Consider the following 24,805-nt stretch of genomic DNA (forward strand, 5'->3'; position numbering starts at 1 on the left):
CCAGAATTCCTCCCATCGGGGGTTCTCTGACGAACGGCGGGACTCGATGCCACGCAGGCAGCGGGTGCAGGTGGGCGTCAGCGTCGACATCGGGGCGCTGCCGTGATCGCCGCCGCCTTCACGCACTCCGCACCGGCGGCGGAGCCTGCTGATCCGATCTGCGACGCCGCCTCGAGGATTGCGGCATCCGGCGCTGACGATGCCGTGACCATCGCCGTCGAGCTCCTGACCCGGGCGGACCGGGATCCGGCGCAGATCGTCGCCTGCCTGGGCCCTGCCCCGGCTCCCACCCCGGCGCCGACGATCGTGGACCTCGGCACCTTCTGGGAGGCGTTCACGAAGGATGTCGGCGCGCTGGTGCCGATCGCGACCTTCGTCGGTGTCTCCGCTCTCGTGCTGCTCGCGATCGCCCGGCTGCTGGCGCTCGTGCCGGGGCTGCGTGACGTCCGCTCGCAGCGCTGGGCGCGCCGCTTCGCATGGATCACGGGGCTGATCCTCGCCGTGGTAACTCCGGCGCTGATCGCGCTGCGCGGCATGTGGATCAGCGCGCGCAAGGGCCCGACTGGCGTCGAGGTCGCGGGCCTCGGGTTCGAGGCGTTCATCGCGGCGGTGTTCTTCCGTTCGGGAGGATGGTGGATGCTGCTCCTCCTCGCCCTGCTCACCGTGGCGACGCTCACCTTCGCGTTCTCCACCCGCCAGGGCGTGACGGTGAAGCTGCAGGGGACCACGGACGGCAAGGGCCTCGACACCGCACACGTCATGGCGGCGATGGACGGGATGGCCGGGCGGACGAACCGCGGCATGGAGTTCCCGGTGGGAACCGATCTCACCGATGCGGCGGGCGTGGTGACCGAGCTCTCGAAGAACACCGTCGTCGCGACGCTCCAGGTCGCCGTCAGCGCGATCCTCGGGTCGACGCCATGGCGCCTCACGATCGAGAACGCCGACGAGAAGTCCGCGTCGGTGACGATCTCGCGCAACGGAGCGCTCGTGAAGGCGAAGCGGGTCAAGATCGGCGACGAGCTGGCGACCGTGACCGAGCGCACTTCGGCGGAGCTGCTGGCGGCTCAGATCTGCGGAGAGCTGATCGCGGCGCTGCGGTCGCGGTACAGCGCGGAGTTCGACGCGCATCTGTCGGGGGCGACCGACGGCGAGTCGATCGCGCTGCACTATGTGGCCAGCAGTGCACTCACCACCACGCGGGAGGCGCGAGCACGAGGCATCCCGATCCTCGCTCGCTCGGTCGAGCTCGATCCGCAGAATCGCGCGGCATGGACCACCCTCGCGAACTTCGCGTACCGCGATCCGAAGGTGCACGACCCGCAGTCGTGGCGCCCGCATGTGCAGTACCGGGAGTTCCTCGATCGGGCGATCATCGACGAGCTCACCCGGGCACGCGGCTTCTGGGACGACGAGTACGCCTTGACCCGGCCGCGGGCGCACTCCACCGAAGCGAGCGGAGCGACAGCGACCGCGACGACTCCCACTGCTGCCGGCCGCACGCTGGCCGAGCTAAACCACGCGGTGGGCCGTGTGCGACCGGCGCGGATGCAGCGCAATGCGCTCCTCGTGCGGCTGCTTCAGACGCGCGTCGTGGCGGCGGTGAATGCGGAGGCGGCAGGTGAGGTGGCGGTCGACCCCGATGCGCAGATGGAGTTGGATGCCGCGTACCGGATGCTGCGGCGGCGCACCTTCGGTGGCCCGCCGTCGAAGGGCGAGCCGCCCAAGCTGGCCGTGCGGCGGCGCCAGCTGCTGCTGATCGACGAGTTCCGGGTCGATCACGATGCGGCGTCGTTCGCGATGCCGACGGTGCTCGCCGACGACGCGTTCGGGCGGGAACGTGACGCGTGGCGTGCGGCGGCCGCCGCCCCGTTCCCGCTCGATCCGGTGGCCAAGCGTGTCGCCTGCGAGGATGCGGCGCTCGCGGTGAGCGGTGACTTCGCCCACGATCCGTTCGTCGCGTACTCGGTGGCGTGCCACCGAGCGCAGCTGTGGAAGATCACATCGACGGGAGGCTCTCCATGACGCGCAAGATCGCCGGTCTTCCCAAGCCCGGCCAGGAGGCAGCATCTGCAAGATCGCGATTGGATGCCGCAGCCCAGGCCGTGACCGCCGCAGCGAGTGAAATCCCCCGAGCGAGTGAACTCACGACCAGCAGTCTCACCGACATTCGTGACGCGCACGATCGTGTGACGAAGGCCCTCGCGGAGTTCGACGCTGCGGTGCGGGATCGGGTGAAAGACGACCCGCTGGCCGAATCGATCGCGAAGCTGCTTTCTGTGGCCGCCGTCAGCGAGTCGCTCAGGGAGTGGTTCCCCGTCGATCCCGAGATGACTCCCGTTCGTGGCACAGTGCTCGTGCCCCAGATCATGAGCAGCAAGAAGCCCGAGGCTCCGCCGGCCAAGAAGCCCGAGGACGAAGACCTCGCCGTGCTGGTGAAGCGCCTGCTCGGCCACCTCGCGTCGTCCTGAACCGGCGAAACGGCACGGCCTGACCTCCAGCGGGCGACGACGGGAGTCAGGCGCCGCCTGAGTGGTAGTCGCCGATCCACCAGTCCGAGATCGCCGACATCTGTGAGGCCGCGGCTTCGTGCTCCGGGCAGATACGGAACGTCTCGAAGGCCTTCCTGTCGGAGAACGTCGCATCCTCGATGAGGATCGTGCCCTTGCGGCTGTCGAGCGACCTCTCGACACGCCACTCGACCACTCCGGGGAACGCGGCGAGGGCGCGCAGCGCTCGCTGCGCGCCCTCAATGTCCTGCTCCGGCACCTCGTCGTGGATGCGAAAGAGCACGATGTGTCTGAACAACCGTCTACTGCCGGATCGTGTCGACGTGCTCGCGGTACCAGGCAACGGTCCGCTCGAGGCCCTCCTCGAGGCCGATCTTCGACCTCCAACCGGCTTCGGCCAGCTTCGAGACGTCGAGGAGCTTCTGCGGCGTGCCATCGGGCTTCGACGTATCCCATTCGGTCTCGCCCTTGAAGCCCACCACGCCCCCGATCGTTTCCGCGATCTCACGAATGGTGACGTCGGTGCCAGTGCCGACATTGACCTGCTCCGGCCCGTCGTAGTGCTCCAGTAGGTGCAGCACCGCGTCGGCCATGTCGTCCGCGTGCAGGAACTCGCGCCGCGGAGTGCCGGTGCCCCAGTTGGTCACGCTTTGTGCTCCGGCGCGGGCAGCTTCGTCGTACCGGCGGATGAGCGCCGGCAGCACGTGCGACCCCTTCGGCGAGAAGTTGTCGTTCGGGCCGTACAGATTCGTCGGCATCGCCGAGATCCACGGCAGTCCGTATTGGCGTCGCACCGCCTGCGTGTGAAGGATGCCGGCGATCTTCGCGATCGCGTACGCGTCGTTCGTCTCTTCGAGGTGGCCAGTGAGGAGCGAGTCCTCCCGGATGGGTTGCGCGGCGAACTTGGGGTAGATGCACGACGAGCCGAGGAATGCCACGCGCTCCACATCGTTTGCCAGTGCCGCATCGAGCACGTTGACTTGGATACGCACGTTGTCGCTCAGGAAGTCGACGGGGTACGTGCTGTTCGCGAGGATGCCCCCGACCTTGGCAGCAGCCAGCACGACGTATTTCGGCTTGGTCTCAGCCATGTAGCCGAACACGGCATCGCGGTCCTTGAGATCGAGCTCGGACGAGCTCTTGCCGACGACGTTCTCGAATCCCTCAGCTTCAAGCTTACGCTTGATGGCGGAGCCGACGAGGCCTCGGTGGCCGGCGATGTAGAACGTGGCGTCGCGATCAAGCTCACCGGGCGTGTAGTTGACGCCGTCGGACGCGGTGGCCGCGGGGCCGTCGATCGCTGAAGACCCGCTCACTGCTTGACCAGCGCCATGTCGGATGTCCACGACGAGAGGTCGACGGTGTCGATCCACTCGGGGCCCTTCTCCAGCGCCTCGATGTCGGCGTCCACCATGAGCTTCGCCAGCTCCTTGCCGTCGATCGTGGGTGTCCAGCCCAGCTTGTCGGCGGCCTTCGACGGGTCGCCGATCAGCGCGTCCACTTCTGTGGGGCGCAGGTATCGTTCGTCGAACTTGACAAACTCCTGCCACTCCAGCCCGACGCGGCCAAACGAGGTCTCGAGAAAATCGCGGATGGTGTAGCCGACGCCCGTCGCGAGCACGAAGTCCTCGGGCTCGTCGACCTGCAGCATGCGCCACATGCCCTCGACGTACTCGGCGGCATAGCCCCAGTCGCGGATCGAGTCGAGGTTGCCGAGGTAGATGTCCTTCTGCAGGCCTGCCTTGATGCGGGCGACGGCACGGGTGATCTTGCGTGTCACGAAGGTCTCGCCGCGGCGCGGCGACTCGTGATTGAACAGGATCCCGTTGACCGCGAACATGTCGTATGCCTCGCGGTAGTTCTTGGTGATCCAGTAGCTGTAGAGCTTCGCCGCAGCGTAGGGAGACCGCGGGTAGAACGGCGTCTCTTCGTTCTGGGGCGGAGGAGTCGCCCCGTAGAGCTCCGAGGTCGACGCCTGGTAGTACCGCGTGCTGATACCAGACAGACGCACCGCCTCGAGCAGCCGGATAGTGCCGGTTCCCGTCGTATCGGCCGTGTGCTCCGGCTCGTCGAACGACACGCGCACGTGCGACTGAGCCGCGAGATTGTACACCTCGTCTGGGTTGATCTCTGCCATCAACGTGACGAGCCGAGCGCCGTCAGAGAGGTCGCCATAGTGAAGGAAGAGCTTGGCGTCGGGGTCGTGGGGGTCCACGTAGAGGTGGTCGATGCGATGGGTGTTGAAGGTCGACGCTCGACGGATGAGGCCGTGCACCTCGTAACCCTTCGCGAGCAACAGCTCCGCGAGATACGAGCCGTCCTGTCCGGTGATGCCGGTAATCAGTGCGCGCTTAGTCAACAGGTTCCTCCGAGGTCAATGGGTAGGCTCCACAATACGGACTGCCGCTCCGGCATACGGCGCGCGCACGCAGAGAAACAAGCTGTTTACTCGGCCCTGGTACCATGGGCTCCGGCCGGCCACGGTGGCGGTGCCCCGTCGTGGCGTCGGTTAGGGTCGGCTTGCGCAGGGCTGACTTGTGAAGGCGAGCGAATTGTCGAGATCGTTTGCGACTGTGCGAATCGGTGCGATCCCGTTTTCCGATGCGAGCTTGGAAGACGCCACGGAGTGGATTCTTGACCACGCGGAGCAAGGAAGCGGTGAGTCAGTACGGTTTCTCAACGCGTGGTGTGTCGTGAGCGCACACGATGACGCGGAGTACGCGACACTGGTTCAAACTCGAGGTATCTCGTTCGCCGACGGAACTCCGATCGCCGCGTTGATCCGATTGCGACGCCGAGACAAAGCGTCAGCGCATGTGCGGGGCCCTAGTGCTTTTGAGTACGCACTGCGAAGGTCAGCGGGCCGCGACGTCCGTCATTTTTTCATCGGTGCGACGCCAGACACTTTGACGAAGCTTCAGGAGGTTGTCGAATCCCGTTTCCCGCAGGCGCTGGTCGTGGGAACTTGGGCGCCGCCCTTTGGCCCGCTTACAGGCGCGATTGAAGACGAGGCGGTGGCTCGGATTGAGGCGAGTGGCGCGAACCTCGTTTGGGTTGGCATGGGCTCCCCACGACAGGATTTCGCTTCGGATCGCATCGCCCGCCGCTGCGGTGTGATGGCAGCGGGGGTGGGGGCGGCGTTTGACTTTATGGCGGGAACTGTTCCCGAGGCGCCGCCTGCCCTACGGAAGCTTGGCCTCGAGTGGTTCTTTAGGTTGCTCACCGAGCCGCGGCGGCTATGGAGGCGCTACCTCGTTGGCAACACTAGATTCCTTGCCATAGCGGCCCAGTCGAGTCGTATGAGCCGGTCTGTCTCGTGATTGGTATGCCCACGCGGAAGGTCATCATCATAAGCCAGTTACCACCGCCGGTGCATGGCTCTACCGTGATGACGGAAACTCTGGTGCGCGCGTTACGCGACTCTGACATCGACGTGATAGTCGTGTCGCGGAGGTTTAGCTCAAATGTTGCCGATATCGGTCGGTTCTCGTTCTCGAAGTTCTTTCGTGTTCCGTCGCTGCTGATGCGGGTTGCGCGCGCGCACGCGGAGGCGCCGCACGCCATAGTCGTGTTCTTCGTTACAAATCGAATGGGCTCGTTCTTGGTCGATCTTCTGATCGGCGAGTATCTGCGCCTCGCGCGCGTCCCTCGAATCGACTACGTGCACACCGTCGGCTTCCTCCGCATCGCGGAGAGAGGGCGAGTATGGCGGTGGATGGTGACGCGATTGCTCCGTGGTAGCAATCAGACCGTCTGCCTAACGGAAACGCTGAGGGCGGACGTGACATGGGTCAAGCCGCGCAGCGCTGTGGTGATTCCAAATGCCGTCCAGGATCACCACCCTTCCGTGACTGAATGTGCGGGCACGGCGAAGACGGTAATCTTTATGTCCAACCTATTGCCGGAGAAAGGCGCGCAGACCTTCATCGAGTTGGCGAGTGAGCTTTCAGCAACCGCCCCCGAAACGTCGTTCCTAATCGCTGGATCGACCGAAGACCATCGAGAGCTTGCCAAGCTGAAGGCGATGGCCTCCGACAGTCCGGCTGCAATCGAGTTCCTGGGCCACATCGATCGCGAACGCAAGAACGCGTTGCTTGCATCAGCGGACGTTCTTGTATTTCCCACCGCATATGAGTTCGAAGCTGCGCCTCTGACGCTGCTCGAAAGCTTTGCTGCCGGTACTCCGGTCGTGGCCTATGCGCTTGGAGGCATCAGAGATATGTTCCTCGACGCGGTCTGCGGCGAAGCGGTGGACCCGGGCGACTTTCGGGCGCTCACCTCGGCCACCGCTCGGGTGCTCGATGATCGACGCCCTCGCTCAGAAAGGAGAGCGGCGATTCAAAGAGTGCACGCCGAGTATTTCTCGCTTCCGGCATACCGCGCCCACTGGGCGCGTCTGGTCGACCAAACAGTCGGAGCACGTAATGGGTGACAGATGGCTGGTCATTCTGACGGAACTGGCTGGTGTCACGGAGTCGACGGGGGGAGTAGGTCGGCGCTACGCCGCCATGCTTCCCAGACTTCGGGGGCAGGGCGTAGACCCAGTGGTTCTGCTCTTCCCCGACTCCCCGCTCCGAGATGGACACTTTACGAACGGCATCATCGTTCGCGCGTGGCCGTCGAGACTGCCTCGCCCACTTCGGCTACTTGTGCGAGCGGCTATCGCATGGTGGGAGGTTGTCAAACTTCGACCTGCGGTTGTCGTGTCTCCCGAGTGGCAGGGAGTTGCGGCGCTCGCCCCGCGGCGCGCTGCACTGGTCACGAATCTCGTGACCAGTATGCGCATCATCAACGAGCACACCGCGTCTCCGGCAGGCATGGGCCCTGCGCGACGCCTCACGAATAGACTTCAGATCGCGCTGGAAGATCTTCAAGTTCGCCGATCCAAGGGCGCCATAGCCTGTTCTTCAGCGATAGCCAACTGGGCTCGCGACTTGTTCCCGGGTGTGGATCTCGCGGTCGTGCGGAATTGTATTGATGTCGACACCGTGCGCGCTCTTTCGCGCGAAAGTCATCTGCCGGCTGGCTGGCCCGCTGAATCCAACGAACCGTCTGTCCTTTTCGTCGGACGCCTCGAAGCTCGCAAAGGGGCACCGGTAGCAGCGTTAGCGGCGGGCCACCTCGGAGCGCGGATGCCAAACGTGCATTTCATTTTCGCGGGAGGCCGCGGGGACACCCGGAGAGAAGCAGGTCCAGAAGAGCTGATGGCGTTAGCTGGACCTCACACCCAAGGCCGTGTCCATTTTCTTGGCGATGTGCGCGGCCCCGAGTTGTTTCGGGCGATGGCCCAAGCGTCGGTCGTAACTTGCCCATCCGCGTGGGAGGCGTTTGGCAATGTCGTCCTTGAGGCGAAGGCAAGCGGGACGCCGGTCTCTGCTACGTCAGGTAGCGGTTTCGACGACTTTTGCACGGACGGTGTGGATTCCGTGATGTCGCCGCCGGGCGACGCCCACGCGCTCGCCGTAGCGTGGGAAAGGGTACTGAACGACCCGGCCCTAGCCGATCGGATCTCTCACAACGCTGCCGCGCAGGTTGACGATTTCTCCGCAGCGCGTGTCGCGGCCGACTTTGTCGCTCAGGTCAGACGCTGGTCGAACCCATAGAAGCATGTGGCGACGACTGAAGCGGTATCTAGCGAGCGATCAGACGCACGCCGTGCTTGATCGTCTAGTAAGTCGCGGTGCAAGCGCGGCGACCGGCCTGATCGTAGCAATATTCGTTAGCCCTAGTGACGCCGGTGCTTATGCAATGGCGATGCTCGTGCTGACTTTCGTCCTTGCCGTTGGAGAGCAAGCGGCCCGACAGGTGGGAGTTCGGGCTAGTAGGCATGAGGGTGGCGCCGCCCTCATGCGTCGAGCAGCGCTGGCATCATCGGCGGGTGGCTTTATTGTGATGGCGGTCTTCTTGGTGGTGGCTCCGGCCGCAGGCGCCATCGAGTGGCATCAGTCGGCCAAGTTGGTGCCGCTTCTGGGCGTGCCCGTCATCTGCGGTGCCGTTCTTCCCCGCCTATGCGCTGCGCAAGCCGCAGGCGAGTGGCGCGCGGTATCCAAAGCACAAACGATTGGCTCCTCAATTTCCATAATAGTTGCCGTCCCACTTGCTCCAGTCGTGGGAATCGGGGCGGCAAGTTTGCAGTCACTAGCGGCAGAAGGGCTGTTCGCGCTCCAGCTTCGAAAGCGAAACTTCCCTCACCCAACGCTCGGGTCTACGCGACTCTGGCGCCGCTACTTACTCCCCACATCGATCAACGGGGCGATGGGCTGGCTTCAGGGACAGGCTGACCGACTTGTGGTCGCGATCATGGGAAGTGCGGCAGTGCTCGGACAGCTGTCAATTGCGGCTTCCCTAGCGCGAACTCCGATCGACGCAGCGCTACTTGGATATGTGAACTTGTTGCGCGCAGAACTCGCGAAACAAGACTCTCGGGAACTGAAGCGTGCGGTCCTCGACCGTTATCTGCCCCGCCTACTGACGGGTGCGCTCGTGCTGCAGGCGCTAGTCAGCGTCCTCACAGCATTCGTGGTGGCTCCACTGCTCGGCGGCCCGTGGGCGCCAGCCATAGCCCTTGTCCCACTTCTTGCGGCTTCGGCGGCACCCGCCGCTGCGACGTGGTCGCTTTCGGCCGCCATCATCGATGAGGCCCGCGCGCGTGCGCTGGTCCCTTGGCAGATTATGGGTGTAGGGCTGTCCTTGGCCGCCGGGTATGGGTTCGCACAATCCCTCGTGCTTGGGGCAATCCTTGCATGGATCCGCGACATCATCGCCCTGATAGCGAGGTCATGGTTGGCCGGGAACCTGTTGTCCAGGCGACTCAGATGGTGGTCGGTAGCGGCCACGGGCATCGGTGCAATCGTCGCTGGTGTGGGGTATTCGTTCTTGTCGGGACGCTTCGGGATTGGGGCATGATGCCGAGAATTTCTATCTTGATGCCCGTTCGAGATGCAGAGGACACGGTTCGCTCGGCTGCGTCGTCCACGCTTCGCGCCCTTCCTCAAGATGCCGAGTTAGTGGTGATTGACGATGCAAGCAGGGACGGCACGCAGTTGGCTTTGTCAAGTGTCCACGACTCGCGCCTTCGCGTCATTACGCGCGAGGAGTCAGGTGGAGTCGCCTCGGCGCTCTCGCTCGGCTTGGAGTCCACAAGCAGCGAGTTTGTGGGGCGCATGGACGCTGATGACGTGTCGTTGCCGTGGCGCTTCCGTTACCAGATGTACGCCCTCAAGTACCTGGATGTTGTCTTCACGGGTATCGTACATTTCGGCTCCACGATCCCCAGGCCGACAGACCCGATCTACCTCGGCCCGCGGGTCTTCAATCTGACCCTCGCTATCGAGAATCCCTTCTCCCACCCCACAATGCTCGCGCGTAGGAGCGCCATCGAGTCGGTGGGCGGCTATCGGGAGGTCCTTGCAGAGGACTACGACCTATGGCTGCGCATCGCAGCCGCGGGTAGCCGCATGTGCAGGTTGCCGTTGCCGGCTCTGATGTACCGTCACCACGTGGGCCAGGTCACGAAGATACAGGCCTGGCGGAAGAGGGCGCTCGCCGAACCGGCGCTTCGCGAGAGTTACGAAAGGTTCGCCGAAAGTCTGCTTGGGGCTTCGGCGACCTGGTACCAAGACCTCCTGGATGGGGGGCGATCCAGTGAGCTCGATGGACTTGCTAATCTCCTAAGAGGACTAGCCCGCGCAGAGCCGCGCGCCCAACGGTCGAATTTGGACAGGCGAATCAAGCGGCAGATTTCTCAATGATTGGTAGTCTCATGGCACTCATCTCGCCTACAAGGCGGTTCTTTCTATGGGCGCGATTCCTAGGCGGCTCGGCCGCCGCTCGTAAGCTCGGCGTGAAGGTCGGCCGCAATTGCCGGATCTATTCCTGTAATGTCGCGTCAGAGCACTGGATGGTTGAGATCGGCGACGACGTTACCGTTAGCACAGATGTCCTTATGATCACGCACGACGGAACGGGTTGGCTTTTCGCTGATGAAAAGGGGCGGCGCTATAGGTATGCCCCGATCAGAATCGGTTCCCGGTCGTTCATCGGTGCACGTGCGACCCTGCTCCCGGGCGTGGACGTCGGTGCCGATTGTGTCGTGGCCGCGGGCGCTGTCGTCAGTCGGTCCGTGCCAGCAGGGGTAGTGGTTGCAGGGAATCCTGCGCGGATCATCGGAGACACGGCCAAATTACGTACTCGAGTTCTTAGCCATTGGATGCCAGAGTCTGCACGACGGGGATCCGACTACCGAGAAATGGTGGACTCGATCGCAGACTCGAGCTTCGCTCCGCTCATGACTCGCGGATGACACACATGCGGGTTCATCATCATGACCCTCACCTACGCGGCCTCGGGTGGGGGCTTTTGTTCAGCTTCCTGGTCGTCGCGGTGACGTGGGCAAGCTTGGAAACCCGCTCCCTTGCGGCAGCGATCCTCGGGGCGGTAGCCGTAGGCGCGCTAGTCCGTTTCACGCCGGCAGCGTTCCCGCTCGCGCTCGCGTCCACCTCTATCGTCCTGCCAACCTCTTATCTGAGTGCTCCCGACTTCGTCCGGATCGTCAGCCCGTTCTTATTGTTGCCGCTCCTGGTCGCGGCGGTGCGAGGCCCACAGCGGACCAGATGGCTCGGTTCGCTGCCTTGGATGCTCGGCGGCTTGCTGGTGGCGTACTGCGCTCTCGTCTCGCTGCTCGGCGACGTAGGTTCGCCTGCCACCGGTCTTGCCTGGACAGCGGCGCTCGCCCTTGCGGTGCTCATTGTGCCGTTGACGGCCTCGTACCCCGTAGCCCTTTCCCCAGTTGTGTCAACGATCGCGGTAGTGGGGGCGATTTGGTCTGTGTGGTCCGTGATCGAGCTGTACATCCGCGCCAATCCTCTCGCCGATTTTTTCGCAGCCTCGCCCACGCCCCTCGTGCAGAAGTGGGGCATCTACCGCGCGATGACGTCGATCGGACACCCTCTTCTCACAGGGACGTTTCTTGCGATGGCGTCCGCACTTGCTTTTGGACTCATGATTAGGAGCGGCAGACTTCGGTGGCTACCTGTCCTCCTTGTGTGTCTAGCGGGAACAGCTGCGACCGCCTCCAGGAGCGCTCTCTTAGCTGCAGCAAGCGGTATCGCGTTCGCGCTCCTGCTAACGTTATTCCGGCGCTCGCGTCGAAACGCGACCCGAGCAATCGTTGCCGTTACAACGATTCTTTGCGCGGCTATCGCGCTTGGTCCGTCTGTGCTTGGGCAGGCGACACGGAACGAAGCTGAGGCGGAAGGATCGGCAGCGTTGCGATTCGCCTATGTCGATCTTCTGCAGCCGATGCTGGCCGTGACGTCGGGGTTGGGCACAGGCCCCGGCTCATCTGACCTTGCCCTCCAACGTGTGGGAGGTGCCTACGCCAGCTTCCCTCTCGAAAGCTCCGCCATGCAGGTCGTGGTTTCGCTGGGCGTGCCTGGTACGTTGCTGCTGCTCCTTCTGCTGGCCAGCATCCTCATACCTGCGCTTCAACGAGGCGCCATTCTAGGCCCCACCCTTATCGCCGCTTACGTTGTCGCAGCGTCGGGCTACAATCTCCTTGAAGCCTTTCCCGCGGCACTTACTCTTCCGATGGCTGGGCTCATGATCACGGTAATGGAAGGGAATCGCGGGGAATTGACCCGTCTTCTCCCTAGAGCCGACGACTCCACTATGCTCGCGCTTCCGCTGAGGACTGACTATGAACCTAACGCGCGTCCTTCCCCTTCTCGCGGTCGTCGACAAGATTAGTCAACGGGCGTATCGACGGGTTTCCGCGGCCGTTCTGCGCCTTTCAGGTGTAAAGCTCGAGGGTGTGCCGTTGTGGGTAAGTTCCCGCGTCTACTGGGACCTCAGCCGTCCGGGGATCATCTCGCTCGGCGACAGGTGTGTCATCAGCCATGGTGTGCGCCTACTTACACACGATTTCAGTCTGGACCGAGTCGCAGAACGGCGACTCGGTCAGTCCGACCGGGAGAAATCGCGTGTAGCCGGTATCAAGATTGGTCGGCAAGCGTTCGTCGGAATGGGCGCGATGATCCTGCCCGGGGTGACCATCGGCGACGGAGCCATCATCGGCGCCGGGGCTGTAGTCACGAACGATGTCCCTGCCGACTCGGTCGCCGCAGGCAACCCGGCTCGGATCCTCGCAACAACCGACGAGTATTGGCGCCGCCGATCGGCCGAGTTTGAGTGGGGCCCCCGCCGCCCGTAGGCGCCTAGAGTTTCACAAGAGTTCCGGCGCTAAGGTCAACGATGATAGGCGCCGAAAGAAAGTGACTGCGTCTACGAGGGGTGACCGCGCCTGCAACCGATGCATAGGCGGACTTCGACGTACCTCAGTGCGCCGTTTCTCCCGGTGCCAGAGCGGCCTTTGCAGTCCTGGCGATGATCACGAGATCGCCTAGTAGGGACCAGTTCTCAACGTAAGCAAGGTCCAGCCGAACCGAGTCTTCCCACGACAGGGCGGACCGTCCGCCGACCTGCCACGCCCCAGTGATTCCCGGCTTCATAAGGAAGCGCCGATGCACGTGGTCGGCGTACTGCGCGACTTCGCTCTTCAGCGGTGGGCGGGGGCCAACCAACGACATAGATCCGTTCAGGACGTTGAAGAGCTGGGGGAGCTCATCGAGGCTGTACTTGCGCATGAGACGGCCGATCGGTGTGACGCGAGGGTCGTTCTTCATCTTGAAGAGCACCTCGTTGCCGGAGTCGCGCTGTTGCGCGGCGAGGTTCGCGAGTAGCTCTTCCGCGTTTATGACCATCGAGCGGAACTTGAGCATGGTGAACTCTTTGCCGCGGTAGCCGACGCGCGTCTGACGGAAGAGCACCGGGCCCTCCGAGGAGAGCCGAACGGCGAGGGCGAGACCCGCGAGCAGCGGACTGATGAAGACGACGCCGACGAGAGAGATGACTATGTCGCCCGTCCGCTTCGCGAAGCGCTGACCGCGTGTGAACTTCGGGGTTTCGACGTGAATAAGGGGAAGTCCGGCGACGGGGCGCGTGTGAATGCGCGGGCCTGCGACATCCATGATGCTCGGCGCGAGCACGAGGTGCTGGCGACCGGCCTCGAGACCCCAGGAGATCTCCTTGACCTTAGTCGGCGGCAGGTCGTCGGTGCTTGTGACAGCGACGGTGTCGGCATCCGTCGCCTCGATCGCCCTATCCACGGCGTTGACGTTGCCCATGATCGGCACGGTGGTGCCGGGAATCATGTCGGCGATCCTGCCGGAAGGCACGCACGCGCCGACCACGCGGTAGCCGGCGCTCGGGGAGCGGTCGAGCTCGCGTGCGATCGCGGCCACCGAGTCCATCGAGCCGACGAGAAGCACCTTGGCGGAGTACTCGCCCATCGAGCGGTGGGCGATCAGCCACTGGCGCCACAGCCAGCGCTCCAAGACCAGCACAACGATGCCGACGGGTAGGGCGATGAGCAGGTAACCGCGCGCCACGTCGACGCGGAGCAAGAAGGCGAAGATCGCGATGAGCCCGAATAGCGTGAAGCTCGCCTGCGCGACGCGCGTGTACTCGGTGGTGCCCGTGCCGATTACGCGATAGTCGCGCGAGTCGACCAGGTGCAGCGCCCACATCCAAGCGAGCACGAGCACGGCAGAGAAGGCCCAGTAGGAGACCTCAGTGAGACGAGAGTCCTCGCGGATCGACACCTCGACGTTGCCGAACCCGAACCACACGAGCTGGGTGCCGAAGACCACCCATACGAGGGCGAGGAAGTCGCTCAGCCACAGCCGTCTCGAGTAGGCGCGCCGCCATGGACGGGTGGCCGCCTTCCCGGAGCGCTCCGCGCCACCGGCTGTGCCTGTGTTCATCACAGGCTGCGTCATCATCGTCGCGTCGATCCCAACATTCGACGTCACGGTGCCTTCTCTTGTTGTCGGCAGACTCGCGTCTGCTACGGGCAGGGTAGCAGGCGGCGGGCGCTCGGGAAGATACGACGTCGGCATCGGTGTCCTGGGGCAGACGGGAGCGAAGCTCGGAATGAGGTGGGGAAGGACCGGAGGGCAAGGCCGGCGGAACTTCCATTATGAGCGTTCCCTCATCTCGTTCTGACCACGTGACCGTGGTGTTACGAGTTCGCTACGTGATCAGGGGAAAGCGGCGAGCCTCAGCTCCAGAATCTTTGGGCGATCCTGAGGGGTCTCGATACGCGGGCTCGTTCCTCGCCCGCTACTCGACCGGCGGAGAGGCGGGATGTTCGGTCGGTTCCGCGGGGTCTCGATACGCGGGCTCGTTCCTCGCTCGCTACTCGACCGGCGGAGAGGCGGGATGTTCGGTCAGTTCCGCGGGGTCTCGATACGCGGGCTCGTTCCTCGCTCGCTACTCGACCGGCGGTAGCGGCCTCTTCGGCGCTACTCGACCGGCGGCGGGGCGGGAGTCCTCGTGACCGTGTCTCCGGACCAGACGAAGACCTCAGCGCCGGCGACGGAGATCGCGACGGGCTGGGAGGGATCGATGTCCTCGACGCACGTGGAGGCCGACTCGCGAGACAGCGTGATACCGGTGCAGTCGTCAGTGCGGTGCGCCACGATGACGTCGGTGTCGTCGATCGCCAGGGCGGAGGCATCCGTCGGCGCCAGCTGAGTCCACTCGTCGCCCGACCAGCTCCAGGCTCGGTCGTCGCAGAGCAGCGCGATCACATCGCCGGCGGCGTGGAGTCCGCTCGCGGTGGGACACGGCGCGGGAACGTTGCGGCCGGGGAGGTGCACCGAGCCGGCATCGAGCGGCTCGATGAAGCGCGAGGCGGCGAGCACGTCGGCGTACGGGTCCCAGAACTCGCCGCCGGTGTACGTGCGCAGCGCCTCGGCGGAGCAGCCGTCGACCGCGGCGACGAGCTCGGCGTCGAGCGGCGAGAACGCGTCGAGCGTCTGCACCTGCGCGATGCCGCGGTATAGCGGCGTCACGTCGGCCCAGGTCGCGCCCTGGTCGTCGGATCGCTCGATCACCGGCGCGGGACCGCCGCAGACGCCGACGGTCGCGCGCCACCAGCGCTCGCTCGCGACGGACAGCAGGCGCTGGGCCTCACGGGCGACCGGGGCGGCGGTCGGCGTCGCGGTGGGCGTCTTCGCGCCGAACTCGAACGTCGGCACGGGCGCGGCTGAACCGGAGGCGGCCTCGGGCGTGGCGCGGTCGTAAGCGAGAACGGCCAGCGCGCCCACGCCGAGCGCGAGGGCCACGATCGCGACGATCGCAAGCCAACGGGCGGGGCGGGTGCCCCTCACGCGCGCCACGCCGGATCAGAGCTGCGGCTCGGAGCGGTTCTGCGAGCGCGTCGGTCCGCCGGCCTGCTGCACGATGTCGTCGAGCGAGAGCTCGCCCGGCGCCTGCTCGAGCGGTCGCGCCTGCGCCGCCGCCCGCGTCGCACGCGGAAGCTCCTCTGGCGCACCGGCCGGGCGGGCGCTGCGCACCGGGCCGCTGCCGGGCTGGGGCGACTTCGGCGGCTTGGGCGCCTTGGTCTTCTTGCCCTTCGCCGTCTCGGCGTAGCCGTACGACGAGTAGCCGTAGCCGTACGCGTAGGCGTACGAGTCGGGGCCGCGCGTCGGCACCATCGTCAGCGCGACACCCGCGATGCGGGCGCCCACGGTGTCGAGCGCCTCGACCGCGCCGCCCAGCTGGTGACGGTTGGTCTTGCCGGCCGAGACCACGACGATGGCCCCGCTCGTGGCCTTCGCCAGGATCGCGGCATCCGTCACCGGCAGCAGCGGCGGGGCGTCGCACAGCACCACGTCGAAGTCGCGCTCGAGCACATCGAGGAGCGCGTGCATGTTCTTCGACCCGAGCAGCTCGCTGGGGTTCGGGGGCACCTTGCCGGCAGGCAGCACGAACAGGCTGCGGTTGCCCCACGGCAGCATGACATCGCCCAGCCGCGCCCGGCCGATGAGCACGTCGGTGAGGCCGGCGCCGCCCTCCATGCCGAGGTACTCGGCGACCTTCGGCTTGCGCAGATCGGTGTCGATGAGCGCCACCCGCTTGCCCGCGTCGGCCAGCGCGATCGCGAGGTTGATGGTGGTGGTCGACTTGCCCTCGCTCGGCAGCGCCGAGGTCACGACGAACGCAGAGCGGCCGCCCATGTCGAGGAACTGCAGGTTCGTGCGCATCGCGCGGAACGACTCGGCCCGCGGGCTGAGCGGGTCGGCGTGCACGATGAGCGGGCGCTCCTTGGCCTTCGGGTCGAAGGCGATCGCGCCGATGATCGGGCGGTCGGTGACCTGCTCGACATCGCGCGGCGTGCGGATGCGCGTGTCGAGCACCGAGCGCAGCACGGCCGCGCCGACGCCGAGCGCGAGACCGACGAGCCCGCCGAGCGCGAGGTTCAGCGGCACGTTCGGGCTGGACGGTTCGAGCGGGGGAAGGGCGTCCTTGACGCGGGTCAGACGGACGGGGCTCGTCTCGGTGCCGTTGGGTGTCTCGAGCGTCTCGACGGCGGCGGTGAGCGACGCACCGAGGGCATTGGCGATGTCGGCCGCGCGGACGGGGTCGGTGTCGGTGACGGTGATCGTGATCAGCGTCGTGTTGAGCGCGGCGGAGGACTCGACCTGCGTGGCGAGCTCGATCGCGGTGGTGCCGAGCTCGAGCTCGGCGATCACCGGATTCATCACGATCGGCGTCTCGACGAGGTTCGTGTACGTCTGCACGCGGGACTGCGTGAAGTTCGACCCCTGCTGCAGCTCGACGATCGACGAGCCCGACTGCGTCGACACGAAGACGGTGCTCTGCGCCTCGTACTCGGGGGTGCGCGTCAACGACCAGGCCGCCGCCGCGCCCACGCCCAGAAGCGTCGCGACGACGATGATGACCCAGTTCTTGCGCAGAATCCGGATGTAGTCCGTGAGCTCCATGTCGCCTCTCGCAGGTGCCGTGTGCTTCGGGTCATTGTTCCACAGCGCCCGACGGCCTCCGGTCGGTGAGTCAGCGGAGAACGGCCAGCCGGATGGTCTCGGCCGTCGCGCGGACCGCCGGCTCGAGCTGCGCCGTCGACGCGAGATACGTCTGCCACGACCGCCGGTACGGGTCGATCACGTCGTCGCCGTCCGGGTCATCGGCAGGCGGCACCAGTCCCCGGTACGACGCCACGGTGGCGGCCACGGCCCGCAGCCGCAGCGACGGCGCCTCGCCCGCGGCATCCGCTGCTTTCCGCAGTTCGGCGGGATCGATCGCGCCGGCGAGACGGGCGAACTCGCGCACGGTGAACGTCGACCGCAGCCGCGACGGCGCGAGCTCGGCGACCGCGCGCCGGTGGTCGCGCGCCATCGTGAGGATGAGGTCGGGGGTCTCGAGGTGCTGCTCGAGCAGGAACCGGGAGCGATGAGCGGATGCCTCGTCCGCCGGCACCCCGAGCGCCACGGCGATCTCCTGGGCCTCGGCAGTCATCGCCACGTCCGTCAGCCCGCGGATGCCGGCGCTGGTGACGTGCGGCGCGAGGTCGGCCAGGCGCGCGCGCAGCAGCTGCTCGGCCAGCGGCGAACGGCAGACGTTGCCGGTGCACACCGTCAGAATCTCGAACACCAGGCCTCCGGGTAGCGTGGGTGCGTGCCAGATCACCTTAGCGACGCACCGACCGGGGTCATGTCGCGGGCGCAGGCTCGCGCCGCGCGCGAGGCCGCACGAGGCGCTCGTGACGAGGATTTCGGCGCGGGGGAGGGGTGGCCCTCGCTCGCGGACCAGACGGCGGAGTCGGATGCCGCGACGGCGAGTTCTGCGGACTCCTCGGCCGGATCCGTTGCTTCGGACGGCGACGGTGGCGACGGTCGCCGCACGGACTGGCGCGAAGGCGGCCGGACGGTGCGCCGGTGGCGGGAGAGCCTGCTCGCGATCGCCTTCGTCTCGCTCGGCGTCGGGATGCTCGCGGCCACTGCGGTGCGCGAGCTCACCGATTCAGCGGTGGCGGATGCCGTCGCCGACGCACTCGTGTGGCTGGCCATGCTCGTACCCGTCGTGTGGGGACTGCTGCGCTCACGGCCCGCCGGCCTGCTGGGCTTCCGCCCACTCGACCTGCTCTACGGCGTGACGCTCGGCCTGCTGCTCCGCCTGGCGCAAGGCTTCTTCGAGGCCGCAGCGCACGGCAGCGCCGTCTTCCCGTCGGTCGTGCTCATCGACGGGCGGCTCCCGGTGTCGTGGTGGCTCACCGACGCCGTCCCCGCCGTCGTGCTCGCGCCGGTGGCCGAGGAGATGTTCTTCCACGGGGTGATCCTCGTCGCGCTGTACACCGTGCTGCGCCGGCCGGCGGGCAAGACAGCGGCGGGTATGGCCGCCGTCCTGGTCAGCTCGGGACTGTTCGTGGTGACGCATGTGGTCGCGGGCGCGGCATCCGTCGACACCGTCGTCTCGCTGACCCTTCTCGGGCTCGTCACCGGCACGCTCGTCGCCCTGACCGGCCGCATCTGGGCGGCGATTCTGGTGCACGCGGTGTACAACCTGACCTGGGTAGCGCTTGCCGCCGTTGCCGCTGTTCTCGCCTGATCTGGGCAATCCTCGCGAGCCGCTCGTGAGGCGGTTGTTACCCATCGTTTACGAACCCGGGCACATCATCGGCAAATTCTCCGCTAGTGTTCAGGGAGCGGGCTCGTCCCCGCGGATGGGTTTCGGCTCGTCCATTGCTCTCGATCGACGAAGGCGTGCGGTCGAGGGAGTCCTTTTCCGGATCTGTTGGGAGTGTCCGTGATCAAGAAGTCCTTTGCTGCGCTCGCCATCGCCGGCGCACTCGTTTTCGGTGGCGCCGCCGGTGCCGCCGTTGCTGACCCCTACCCGCCGGAAGGCGGCGTGACGGCCAGCGACACCACGCCCGCTCCGGGCCAGTCGGTCGTGCTGCGTGTGACCGGCATCGAGGGTGAGACCTCGGCGACGTTCAGCATCACGTCCGGCCCCGCCGGCGCGTCGCTCGCCTCGATCGTCTTCGCCTCGGCGGGCACGTCGGTCACCAAGCCCGTCGTCAACGGCACGGCCGAGGCCAGCTTCACGGCCAGCGCCTCGGGCACCTATGTCATCGCCGTCACCGGCGGCAGCGGCGCCAACCTCGGCAGCATCACGCTGACCGTCGGTTCGGCCGCGGGCGCCGGCGGCAGCGGCACGCTGCCCGCCACGGGTGGCGCGGTTCCGGCCGCGGCCATCTGGGTCGGCGTCGGCGCGCTGGGTCTCGGCGGCATCGCCGTCGCGGCAGGCGTCGCACGCAAGCGCGCTGCGAGCAGCCGCTGAGCAACATCCGCACGAGGGTCGGGAGCGCGAGCTCCCGGCCCTCGTCGTTTGCCCGGCCGGGCGTGGCGCTCGCGGCGGCGGCGGTCGGATTCGCCGTCGCGCTGTTCGTGGCTGTGGGTTACCCGCTCTGGCGTCGCCAGCTGTGGATGCTGCCCGACACCGCCCTCGTCGCCATCGACGTGATCGCCCTGCTGTTGTCTCTGGTGGTCGCGATCGCCGTCGGCGCGACGCTCGCCGCCGCGCCGGGTCGGCGGACGGGCGCGCTCGGGCTCGCCGCCACGCGCACCATATATATAGCGCTCGGCATTGCGTCGGGTCTCGTCATGCGGGCGATCGTCGAGCTGCTCTGGCCGTCGGCCGGCAGCATCGGCGGGTCCTTCGGCGGCGACGCGCTGCTTGCGGCCGTCATCGCGGTGATCGGCGTGGTGCTGGTCGGGCCCGTCGTCGAGGAGCTGTTCTTCCGCGGGCTCATGCAGCGCAGCCTGCTGCAGGTGGTGACGGGGGATGCCGAGAACCGTTCGCCCCTCGCCGCTGCAGCGGTGATCTTCATCACGACGGCAGCCTTCGCGGCGCTGCATCTGGCACCCGCCGGCGCCACCGTCTCGTGGGGCCTCGTGGCCGGCGTCGCCCTCACGGGTGTCGTGTGCGGAATTCTGGCCGTCGCGTCGCGGTCGACCTGGCCGGCGATCGCGGCGCACATCACTTTCAACGCCGGGGGCGTGATCGCTCTGGTGGTCCGCTGAGCCGCGCGTGGGCTTGCTCAGAGCGGCCTTTGTGCGCAGCGACTCGAGCGCTGGGTGAGAAACCGCTCATCCGCGAAATCTCGCGGATTCTTCTGGTTGTCGCGCCGGGGTGCAGGCAGTATGTTTGCCCTGACGCAGACGCCGGGGAACGTGCCCGAGCAGAACCCGAAGAAAGCGCCGCGTTCGACCCGTATGCATGCTCTGGGGCTTCGGCATGCAGTCAGGCGCTCCGTCTCACTCTTCGTGAACCTGGGGCGGCGGCGGAATCGTGCCCAACCACGGTTCCGCCGCTTCTGTGTTTCGGGGTGTCGGTCGCGGCTGGGACGGTCGGAGGCAGTGGGCGGGCCGGGTGTAGTCTGGCGCGAATCGGCCGTGACTTTTAGGGAGGGCGCGCGCCGTGGTCCGCATACCCGGAAGCGGCGAACCCAGCCGCGACGAGAATGCGTCATCGGAGGCTGTCCGCGTCGACGATGGCGCTGATCGAACGCGCTCTCTGGCCGAGCTCTTCGGCACTTCGGTCGCCGCCCCCGACACCGCGCGCGCTGACGACGGGGGTGAGGCCGACCGGCTCGCGGCGTTCTTCGCGAGCGCGAAGGAAGACGCACCGGCTCTCGTGGAGCAGCACGCAGCGGTCGTCCCGCCGGCGACGTCGCCGCTGCACGCGCCCGTCAGCTCGCCGGATCTCTCGGTCCTGCTCGCGCCCACCGTCCCACTCGACGTCGCGCCGGTCGCATCGGCAGTCCCTACCGAACTCGCTCCGCCACCGCGCGAACGGCGGAAGTGGGGGAAGGGCGCGGGGTGGGCCGTCGGCGTCTCGATCGCGCTCGTCGTCGGCCTCGTGGGTGCCGGCATCTGGGTGTGGCAGCAGGTCCAGGCGCAGGACGACGAGCTCTCCGCCGCGGCCGCGGAGTTCGAGACGGCAGCCGACGCGGCCGACGACCCGGTGCCGGCGATGCAGACGGCGTACGCCGAGTACGACGCTACCGCGACGGCCGCACGCGCGGCCGCCGACAGCGCGACGCCCGCGCTCGCGGCGGTGGTCGGGATGAGCGACCAGGCGGCGCTCGACGCCGCGAACGCGGCCGCCGCCTCTCTCGTTGCACTGCTCGACGCGACGACGCTGCCGGACCCGCCACCCGCCTATGTCGCCCCCGACGTCGCGACGCTCGACGACGTTGCGGCCGCCGACAACGCGGCAGCCGACGCGCGTTCCTACGCCGATGAGGTGGAGGCCGTGACCGAGCAGGTGACCGCGGCGACCGCGGCGGTGACCGAACACGTCACGGCGCTCGCCGAAGCGCAGGGCGCGCTCGGTGCATCCCTTCCCGCGACCGCCGAGACGATCGTCGCCGCGAACGACCTCGCGGAGCAGAGCCTTCAGGATGCCGTCCTCGCCGCAGCGGCCGCGGTCGGTGCCGCGCAAGCCGCGGGATCCAGCGGCGACGCCGAGCTGCTCGCCTACGCCGCCGCCGTCACCGCGCTGCGCGAGGATCAGCTGCGCGCCGAGGAGGAGGCATCCCGTCGCCCTGTCCCACCGCCTCCGGCGCCCGAGCCCGGCCCTGCCCCCGTCGAGCCGCAGCCGGCGCCCCAGCCCGAGCCGGCTCCGGTCCCCGAGCCGACGCCGCCCCCCGAGCCGATCGTCACGCCGCCGCCGGTCGTGCCGTGACCGGGGCGTCGGCCGCGTGGTTTGGACGAGGCATCCGTCTGTCGTAGTATTGATCTTTGGTGTCCGGCTCAGCTGACTCGGCATCACGAACGTGAGCCCTCCACTGGCGTGTTTCTCCGGTCATCGATCGGGAAACCACCCCGGAGTGGGATTCACGAACCTCTCCGTTCGAATCAAGAAAGCAGCACTACTGTGACGCGCACTTACACCCCCAAGGCTGGCGAAGCCCAGCGCGAGTGGCTGGTCATCGACGCGACCGACGTCGTCCTCGGCCGTCTCGCCTCGCACGCCGCCGCCCTGCTCCGCGGCAAGCACAAGCCGACGTTCGCCCCCCACGTCGACCAGGGCGACTTCGTCATCATCATCAACGCCGAGAAGGTGGCCCTCACCGGTCAGAAGCTCGAGCAGAAGAAGGCCTACCGCCACTCGGGCTACCCGGGCGGCCTGAAGTCGGTCACCTACTCGGAGCTCCTCGAGAAGAACCCCGTCCGCGCCGTGGAGAAGGCCGTGCGCGGCATGCTCCCCAAGAACACGCTCGGTCGCGACCAGCTGTCGAAGCTCAAGGTCTACCGCGGTGCTGAGCACCCCCACGCGGCGCAGAAGCCCACCGCGTACGTTTTCGACCAGGTCGCCCAGTAAGCGCCGCACAGAACAGGACACACTGATGGCGAACATCGAAGAAACCCCCACGAGCTACTCCACCGAGTCCCAGGTCGATGAGACCGTCGTCGCCGCCGAGCGCCCCGTGCTCTCGGTCTCGGGCGCCGCGGTGGGTCGCCGCAAGCAGGCCATCGCCCGCGTGCGCGTCGTCCCCGGTTCGGGCACCATCACGGTGAACGGCCGCACCCTCGAGGACTACTTCCCCAACAAGCTGCACCAGCAGCTCATCACCGACCCGTTCACGGTGCTCAACCTCACCGGCGCCTACGACGTCATCGCCCGCATCTCGGGCGGTGGCGACTCGGGCCAGGCCGGCGCGCTGCGTCTGGGCATCGCCCGTGCGCTCAACGAGATCGACGTCGAGAACAACCGCCCGACCCTCAAGAAGGCCGGCTTCCTCTCGCGCGACGCCCGCGTCATCGAGCGCAAGAAGGCCGGTCTCAAGAAGGCCCGCAAGGCGCCGCAGTACTCGAAGCGCTGATCGGCTTCACCTCCGCATGCCGATCTTTGGCACGGATGGCGTGAGGGGGCTGGCCAACGGCCCCCTCACCGCCGATCTCGCACTGTCCCTGGCCCAGGCGACCGCCGTCGTCCTGGGCCAGGGCCGTACGGCCGAGGCGCGTCGCGCCGCCGGCAAGCGCCTCACCGCCGTCGTCGCGCGCGACCCCCGCGTGTCGGGCGAGTTCCTCTCGGCCGCGGTCGAGGCAGGGCTGGCCTCGTCGGGCGTCGACGTCCTCGACGCCGGGGTGCTCCCCACGCCTGCCACGGCGTTCCTGATCGCCGACATGGATGCCGACTTCGGCGTCATGGTGTCGGCATCGCACAATCCCGCACCCGACAACGGCATCAAGATCTTCGCCCGCGGCGGCGTGAAGCTGCCCGACATCGTCGAGCAGCGCATCGAGCACGCGATGCAGGGACCGAAGCTGCAGCCCACCGGGGCCGGCGTCGGCCGCATCCGCCGCTTCGCCGACGCCGAGGACCGCTACGTCGTGCACCTGCTCGGCTCGCTGCCGCATCGCCTGGACGGGCTGCATGTGGTGCTCGACTGCGCCCACGGCGCGGCATCCGGAGTCTCTCCCGAGACCTTCAAGGACGCCGGCGCGAAGGTCACCGTCATCGGCGCCGACCCTGACGGCCTCAACATCAACGACGGTGTCGGATCCACGCACCTCGACCTGCTCGCCGAGCACGTCGTGCGCGTCGGCGCGGACGTCGGCATCGCCCACGACGGCGACGCCGACCGCTGCCTCGCCGTCGACGCATCGGGACGCGTGGTGGACGGCGACCAGATCATGGCGATCCTCGCGGTGGCGATGAAGGAGCGGGGCGCCCTCAAGGACGACACGCTCGTCGCCACCGTCATGAGCAACCTCGGCCTGCACCGCGCGATGGACGCCCACGGCATCCGCGTCGAGACGACCGCCGTCGGCGACCGCTACGTGCTCGAGGCGATGAACCAGAAGGGCTACTCGCTGGGCGGCGAGCAGTCCGGGCACGTCATCATGAGCGAGTTCGCCACCACCGGAGACGGGCTGCTCACCGGCCTGCACCTCGTGGCTGAGATGGCCCGCACCGGGCGCTCGCTGGCCGAGCTCGCCTCGGTGATGACGGTGTACCCGCAGGTGCTCGTGAACGTGAAGGGCGTCGACCGCACGCGCGTCGGCGACGAGATCGTTCAGGATGCCGTCGCCCGCGCCACCGCGGAGCTCGGCCTCTCAGGGCGCGTGCTCCTGCGTCCGTCGGGCACCGAGCCGCTCGTGCGCGTCATGGTCGAGGCCGGGTCCGAGGACGACGCCCGCCGCCACGCCGACCGCCTCGCCGACGTCGTGCGGGAGCGCTTGGCGCTGTAGGCCGGGTTCTCGGTCTGGTGTTTCGGGCCCGGGCGTTCTGAGGACGCCCGGGCCTTCGTGTGTGCCGGGGAGGTCCCTGGGCGGTCCGGTGCTTGGTGAGTGGGGCTCGTTCGTGAGTCGCCAAGACACGCCGGTTGCGGGCGCGGTGTGCGGCGTGTCTTGGCGACTCGC

Annotated in this window: 24 protein-coding genes; 17 read left to right on the forward strand and 7 right to left on the reverse strand. The window is 67.1% G+C overall.

Annotation, left to right across the window (positions count from 1 at the left end; all coding sequences use genetic code 11):
* Positions 1–102 precede the first annotated feature (102 nt).
* Together IR212_RS02880 and IR212_RS02885 are read left to right on the forward strand one after the other, a co-directional pair.
* Positions 103–2,025: a hypothetical protein gene (locus IR212_RS02880; RefSeq protein WP_194397512.1), complete on the forward strand. Its 1,923-nt coding sequence runs from the start codon at positions 103–105 to the stop codon at positions 2,023–2,025.
* Positions 2,022–2,471, forward strand: coding sequence for a hypothetical protein (locus tag IR212_RS02885; protein WP_194397513.1), 450 nt, complete (start codon positions 2,022–2,024; stop codon positions 2,469–2,471). The genes IR212_RS02880 and IR212_RS02885 overlap by 4 nt, the downstream gene beginning before the upstream one ends.
* A gap of 46 nt (positions 2,472–2,517) precedes the next feature.
* Here IR212_RS02885 and IR212_RS02890 read toward each other — a convergent pair whose 3' ends face one another.
* The 3 genes from IR212_RS02890 to gmd are packed head-to-tail and all read right to left on the reverse strand — an operon-like array spanning position 2,518 to position 4,869.
* Positions 2,518–2,793 carry a Dabb family protein gene (locus IR212_RS02890; RefSeq protein WP_228479452.1) on the reverse strand — a complete coding sequence of 92 codons (276 nt, stop codon included), beginning with the start codon at positions 2,791–2,793 and terminating at the stop codon, positions 2,518–2,520.
* A 19-nt stretch (positions 2,794–2,812) separates the two neighbouring features.
* Positions 2,813–3,826 (reverse strand): GDP-L-fucose synthase family protein, encoded by a 1,014-nt coding sequence (locus IR212_RS02895; RefSeq protein ID WP_273542109.1) that lies wholly within the window; start codon positions 3,824–3,826, stop codon positions 2,813–2,815.
* Entirely contained in the window at positions 3,823–4,869 is a 1,047-nt protein-coding gene (gene gmd, locus IR212_RS02900) for a GDP-mannose 4,6-dehydratase (RefSeq protein ID WP_194397515.1), read from the reverse strand. The genes IR212_RS02895 and gmd overlap by 4 nt, the downstream gene beginning before the upstream one ends.
* Positions 4,870–5,203: 334 nt before the next feature.
* On the opposite strand from gmd, the gene IR212_RS17320 reads away from it, so the two are divergent.
* The 8 genes from IR212_RS17320 to IR212_RS17220 all read left to right on the forward strand — a co-directional run bounded on the left by IR212_RS17320 (position 5,204) and on the right by IR212_RS17220 (position 12,720).
* The gene (locus tag IR212_RS17320) at positions 5,204–5,830 is read left to right on the forward strand and encodes a WecB/TagA/CpsF family glycosyltransferase (RefSeq protein ID WP_420488629.1); all 627 of its coding nucleotides are present in this window, start codon (positions 5,204–5,206) and stop codon (positions 5,828–5,830) included.
* Positions 5,831–5,835: 5 nt separating this feature from the next.
* Positions 5,836–6,942 carry a glycosyltransferase family 4 protein gene (locus tag IR212_RS02910; protein ID WP_228479453.1) on the forward strand — a complete coding sequence of 369 codons (1,107 nt, stop codon included), beginning with the start codon at positions 5,836–5,838 and terminating at the stop codon, positions 6,940–6,942.
* Positions 6,935–8,113 (forward strand): glycosyltransferase family 4 protein, encoded by a 1,179-nt coding sequence (locus tag IR212_RS17325; protein WP_194397518.1) that lies wholly within the window; start codon positions 6,935–6,937, stop codon positions 8,111–8,113. The genes IR212_RS02910 and IR212_RS17325 overlap by 8 nt, the downstream gene beginning before the upstream one ends.
* Before the next feature lie 4 nt (positions 8,114–8,117).
* A complete protein-coding gene (locus tag IR212_RS02920) occupies positions 8,118–9,416 on the forward strand; it encodes a lipopolysaccharide biosynthesis protein (RefSeq protein WP_228479454.1) in 1,299 nt (432 codons plus the stop codon).
* A 20-nt stretch (positions 9,417–9,436) separates the two neighbouring features.
* On the forward strand, positions 9,437–10,261 hold the full coding sequence (locus tag IR212_RS02925; RefSeq protein ID WP_194397520.1) for a glycosyltransferase: 825 nt from the start codon (positions 9,437–9,439) through the stop codon (positions 10,259–10,261).
* A 194-nt stretch (positions 10,262–10,455) separates the two neighbouring features.
* A complete protein-coding gene (locus IR212_RS17330) occupies positions 10,456–10,812 on the forward strand; it encodes an acyltransferase (protein ID WP_420488630.1) in 357 nt (118 codons plus the stop codon).
* A gap of 698 nt (positions 10,813–11,510) precedes the next feature.
* The gene (locus IR212_RS17335; protein ID WP_420488631.1) at positions 11,511–12,257 is read left to right on the forward strand and encodes an O-antigen ligase family protein; all 747 of its coding nucleotides are present in this window, start codon (positions 11,511–11,513) and stop codon (positions 12,255–12,257) included.
* Positions 12,208–12,720 (forward strand): acyltransferase, encoded by a 513-nt coding sequence (locus IR212_RS17220; protein WP_194397523.1) that lies wholly within the window; start codon positions 12,208–12,210, stop codon positions 12,718–12,720. Before IR212_RS17335 ends, IR212_RS17220 begins: the two co-directional genes overlap by 50 nt.
* A 124-nt stretch (positions 12,721–12,844) precedes the next feature.
* Here the strand turns inward: IR212_RS17220 and IR212_RS02945 are convergent, their stop codons facing one another.
* The 4 genes from IR212_RS02945 to IR212_RS02960 form a co-directional block, all read right to left on the reverse strand.
* The gene (locus IR212_RS02945) at positions 12,845–14,332 is read right to left on the reverse strand and encodes a sugar transferase (RefSeq protein ID WP_228479455.1); all 1,488 of its coding nucleotides are present in this window, start codon (positions 14,330–14,332) and stop codon (positions 12,845–12,847) included.
* Between the two features lie 540 nt (positions 14,333–14,872).
* Positions 14,873–15,751 (reverse strand): hypothetical protein, encoded by an 879-nt coding sequence (locus tag IR212_RS02950; RefSeq protein ID WP_194397524.1) that lies wholly within the window; start codon positions 15,749–15,751, stop codon positions 14,873–14,875.
* 6 nt (positions 15,752–15,757) lie between these two features.
* Positions 15,758–17,359, reverse strand: coding sequence for a tyrosine-protein kinase domain-containing protein (locus IR212_RS02955; protein ID WP_194397525.1), 1,602 nt, complete (start codon positions 17,357–17,359; stop codon positions 15,758–15,760).
* A gap of 70 nt (positions 17,360–17,429) precedes the next feature.
* Positions 17,430–18,026: an arsenate reductase/protein-tyrosine-phosphatase family protein gene (locus IR212_RS02960; RefSeq protein ID WP_194397526.1), complete on the reverse strand. Its 597-nt coding sequence runs from the start codon at positions 18,024–18,026 to the stop codon at positions 17,430–17,432.
* A 24-nt stretch (positions 18,027–18,050) separates the two neighbouring features.
* Between IR212_RS02960 and IR212_RS02965 the strand changes: the two genes are divergently transcribed.
* The 7 genes from IR212_RS02965 (at position 18,051) to glmM (ending at position 24,634) form a co-directional block, all read left to right on the forward strand.
* On the forward strand, positions 18,051–18,980 hold the full coding sequence (locus IR212_RS02965) for a CPBP family intramembrane glutamic endopeptidase (protein WP_194397527.1): 930 nt from the start codon (positions 18,051–18,053) through the stop codon (positions 18,978–18,980).
* 198 nt (positions 18,981–19,178) lie between these two features.
* Positions 19,179–19,712 (forward strand): sortase, encoded by a 534-nt coding sequence (locus IR212_RS02970; RefSeq protein WP_194397528.1) that lies wholly within the window; start codon positions 19,179–19,181, stop codon positions 19,710–19,712.
* 62 nt (positions 19,713–19,774) lie between these two features.
* Positions 19,775–20,455, forward strand: coding sequence for a CPBP family intramembrane glutamic endopeptidase (locus IR212_RS02975; protein ID WP_194397529.1), 681 nt, complete (start codon positions 19,775–19,777; stop codon positions 20,453–20,455).
* A gap of 397 nt (positions 20,456–20,852) precedes the next feature.
* Positions 20,853–22,121, forward strand: coding sequence for a hypothetical protein (locus IR212_RS02980; RefSeq protein WP_194397530.1), 1,269 nt, complete (start codon positions 20,853–20,855; stop codon positions 22,119–22,121).
* Between the two features lie 192 nt (positions 22,122–22,313).
* Entirely contained in the window at positions 22,314–22,760 is a 447-nt protein-coding gene (rplM, locus tag IR212_RS02985) for a 50S ribosomal protein L13 (RefSeq protein WP_194397531.1), read from the forward strand.
* Positions 22,761–22,785: 25 nt separating this feature from the next.
* Positions 22,786–23,262: a 30S ribosomal protein S9 gene (gene rpsI / locus IR212_RS02990; protein ID WP_194397532.1), complete on the forward strand. Its 477-nt coding sequence runs from the start codon at positions 22,786–22,788 to the stop codon at positions 23,260–23,262.
* A 16-nt stretch (positions 23,263–23,278) separates the two neighbouring features.
* Complete coding sequence (gene glmM, locus IR212_RS02995) at positions 23,279–24,634, forward strand: phosphoglucosamine mutase (protein WP_194397533.1); 1,356 nt, start codon at positions 23,279–23,281, stop codon at positions 24,632–24,634.
* The last annotated feature ends 171 nt before the right edge of the window (positions 24,635–24,805 follow it).

The sequence above is a fragment of the Microbacterium atlanticum genome, assembly GCF_015277815.1.
GTDB classification, from domain to species: Bacteria; Actinomycetota; Actinomycetes; order Actinomycetales; family Microbacteriaceae; genus Microbacterium; species Microbacterium atlanticum.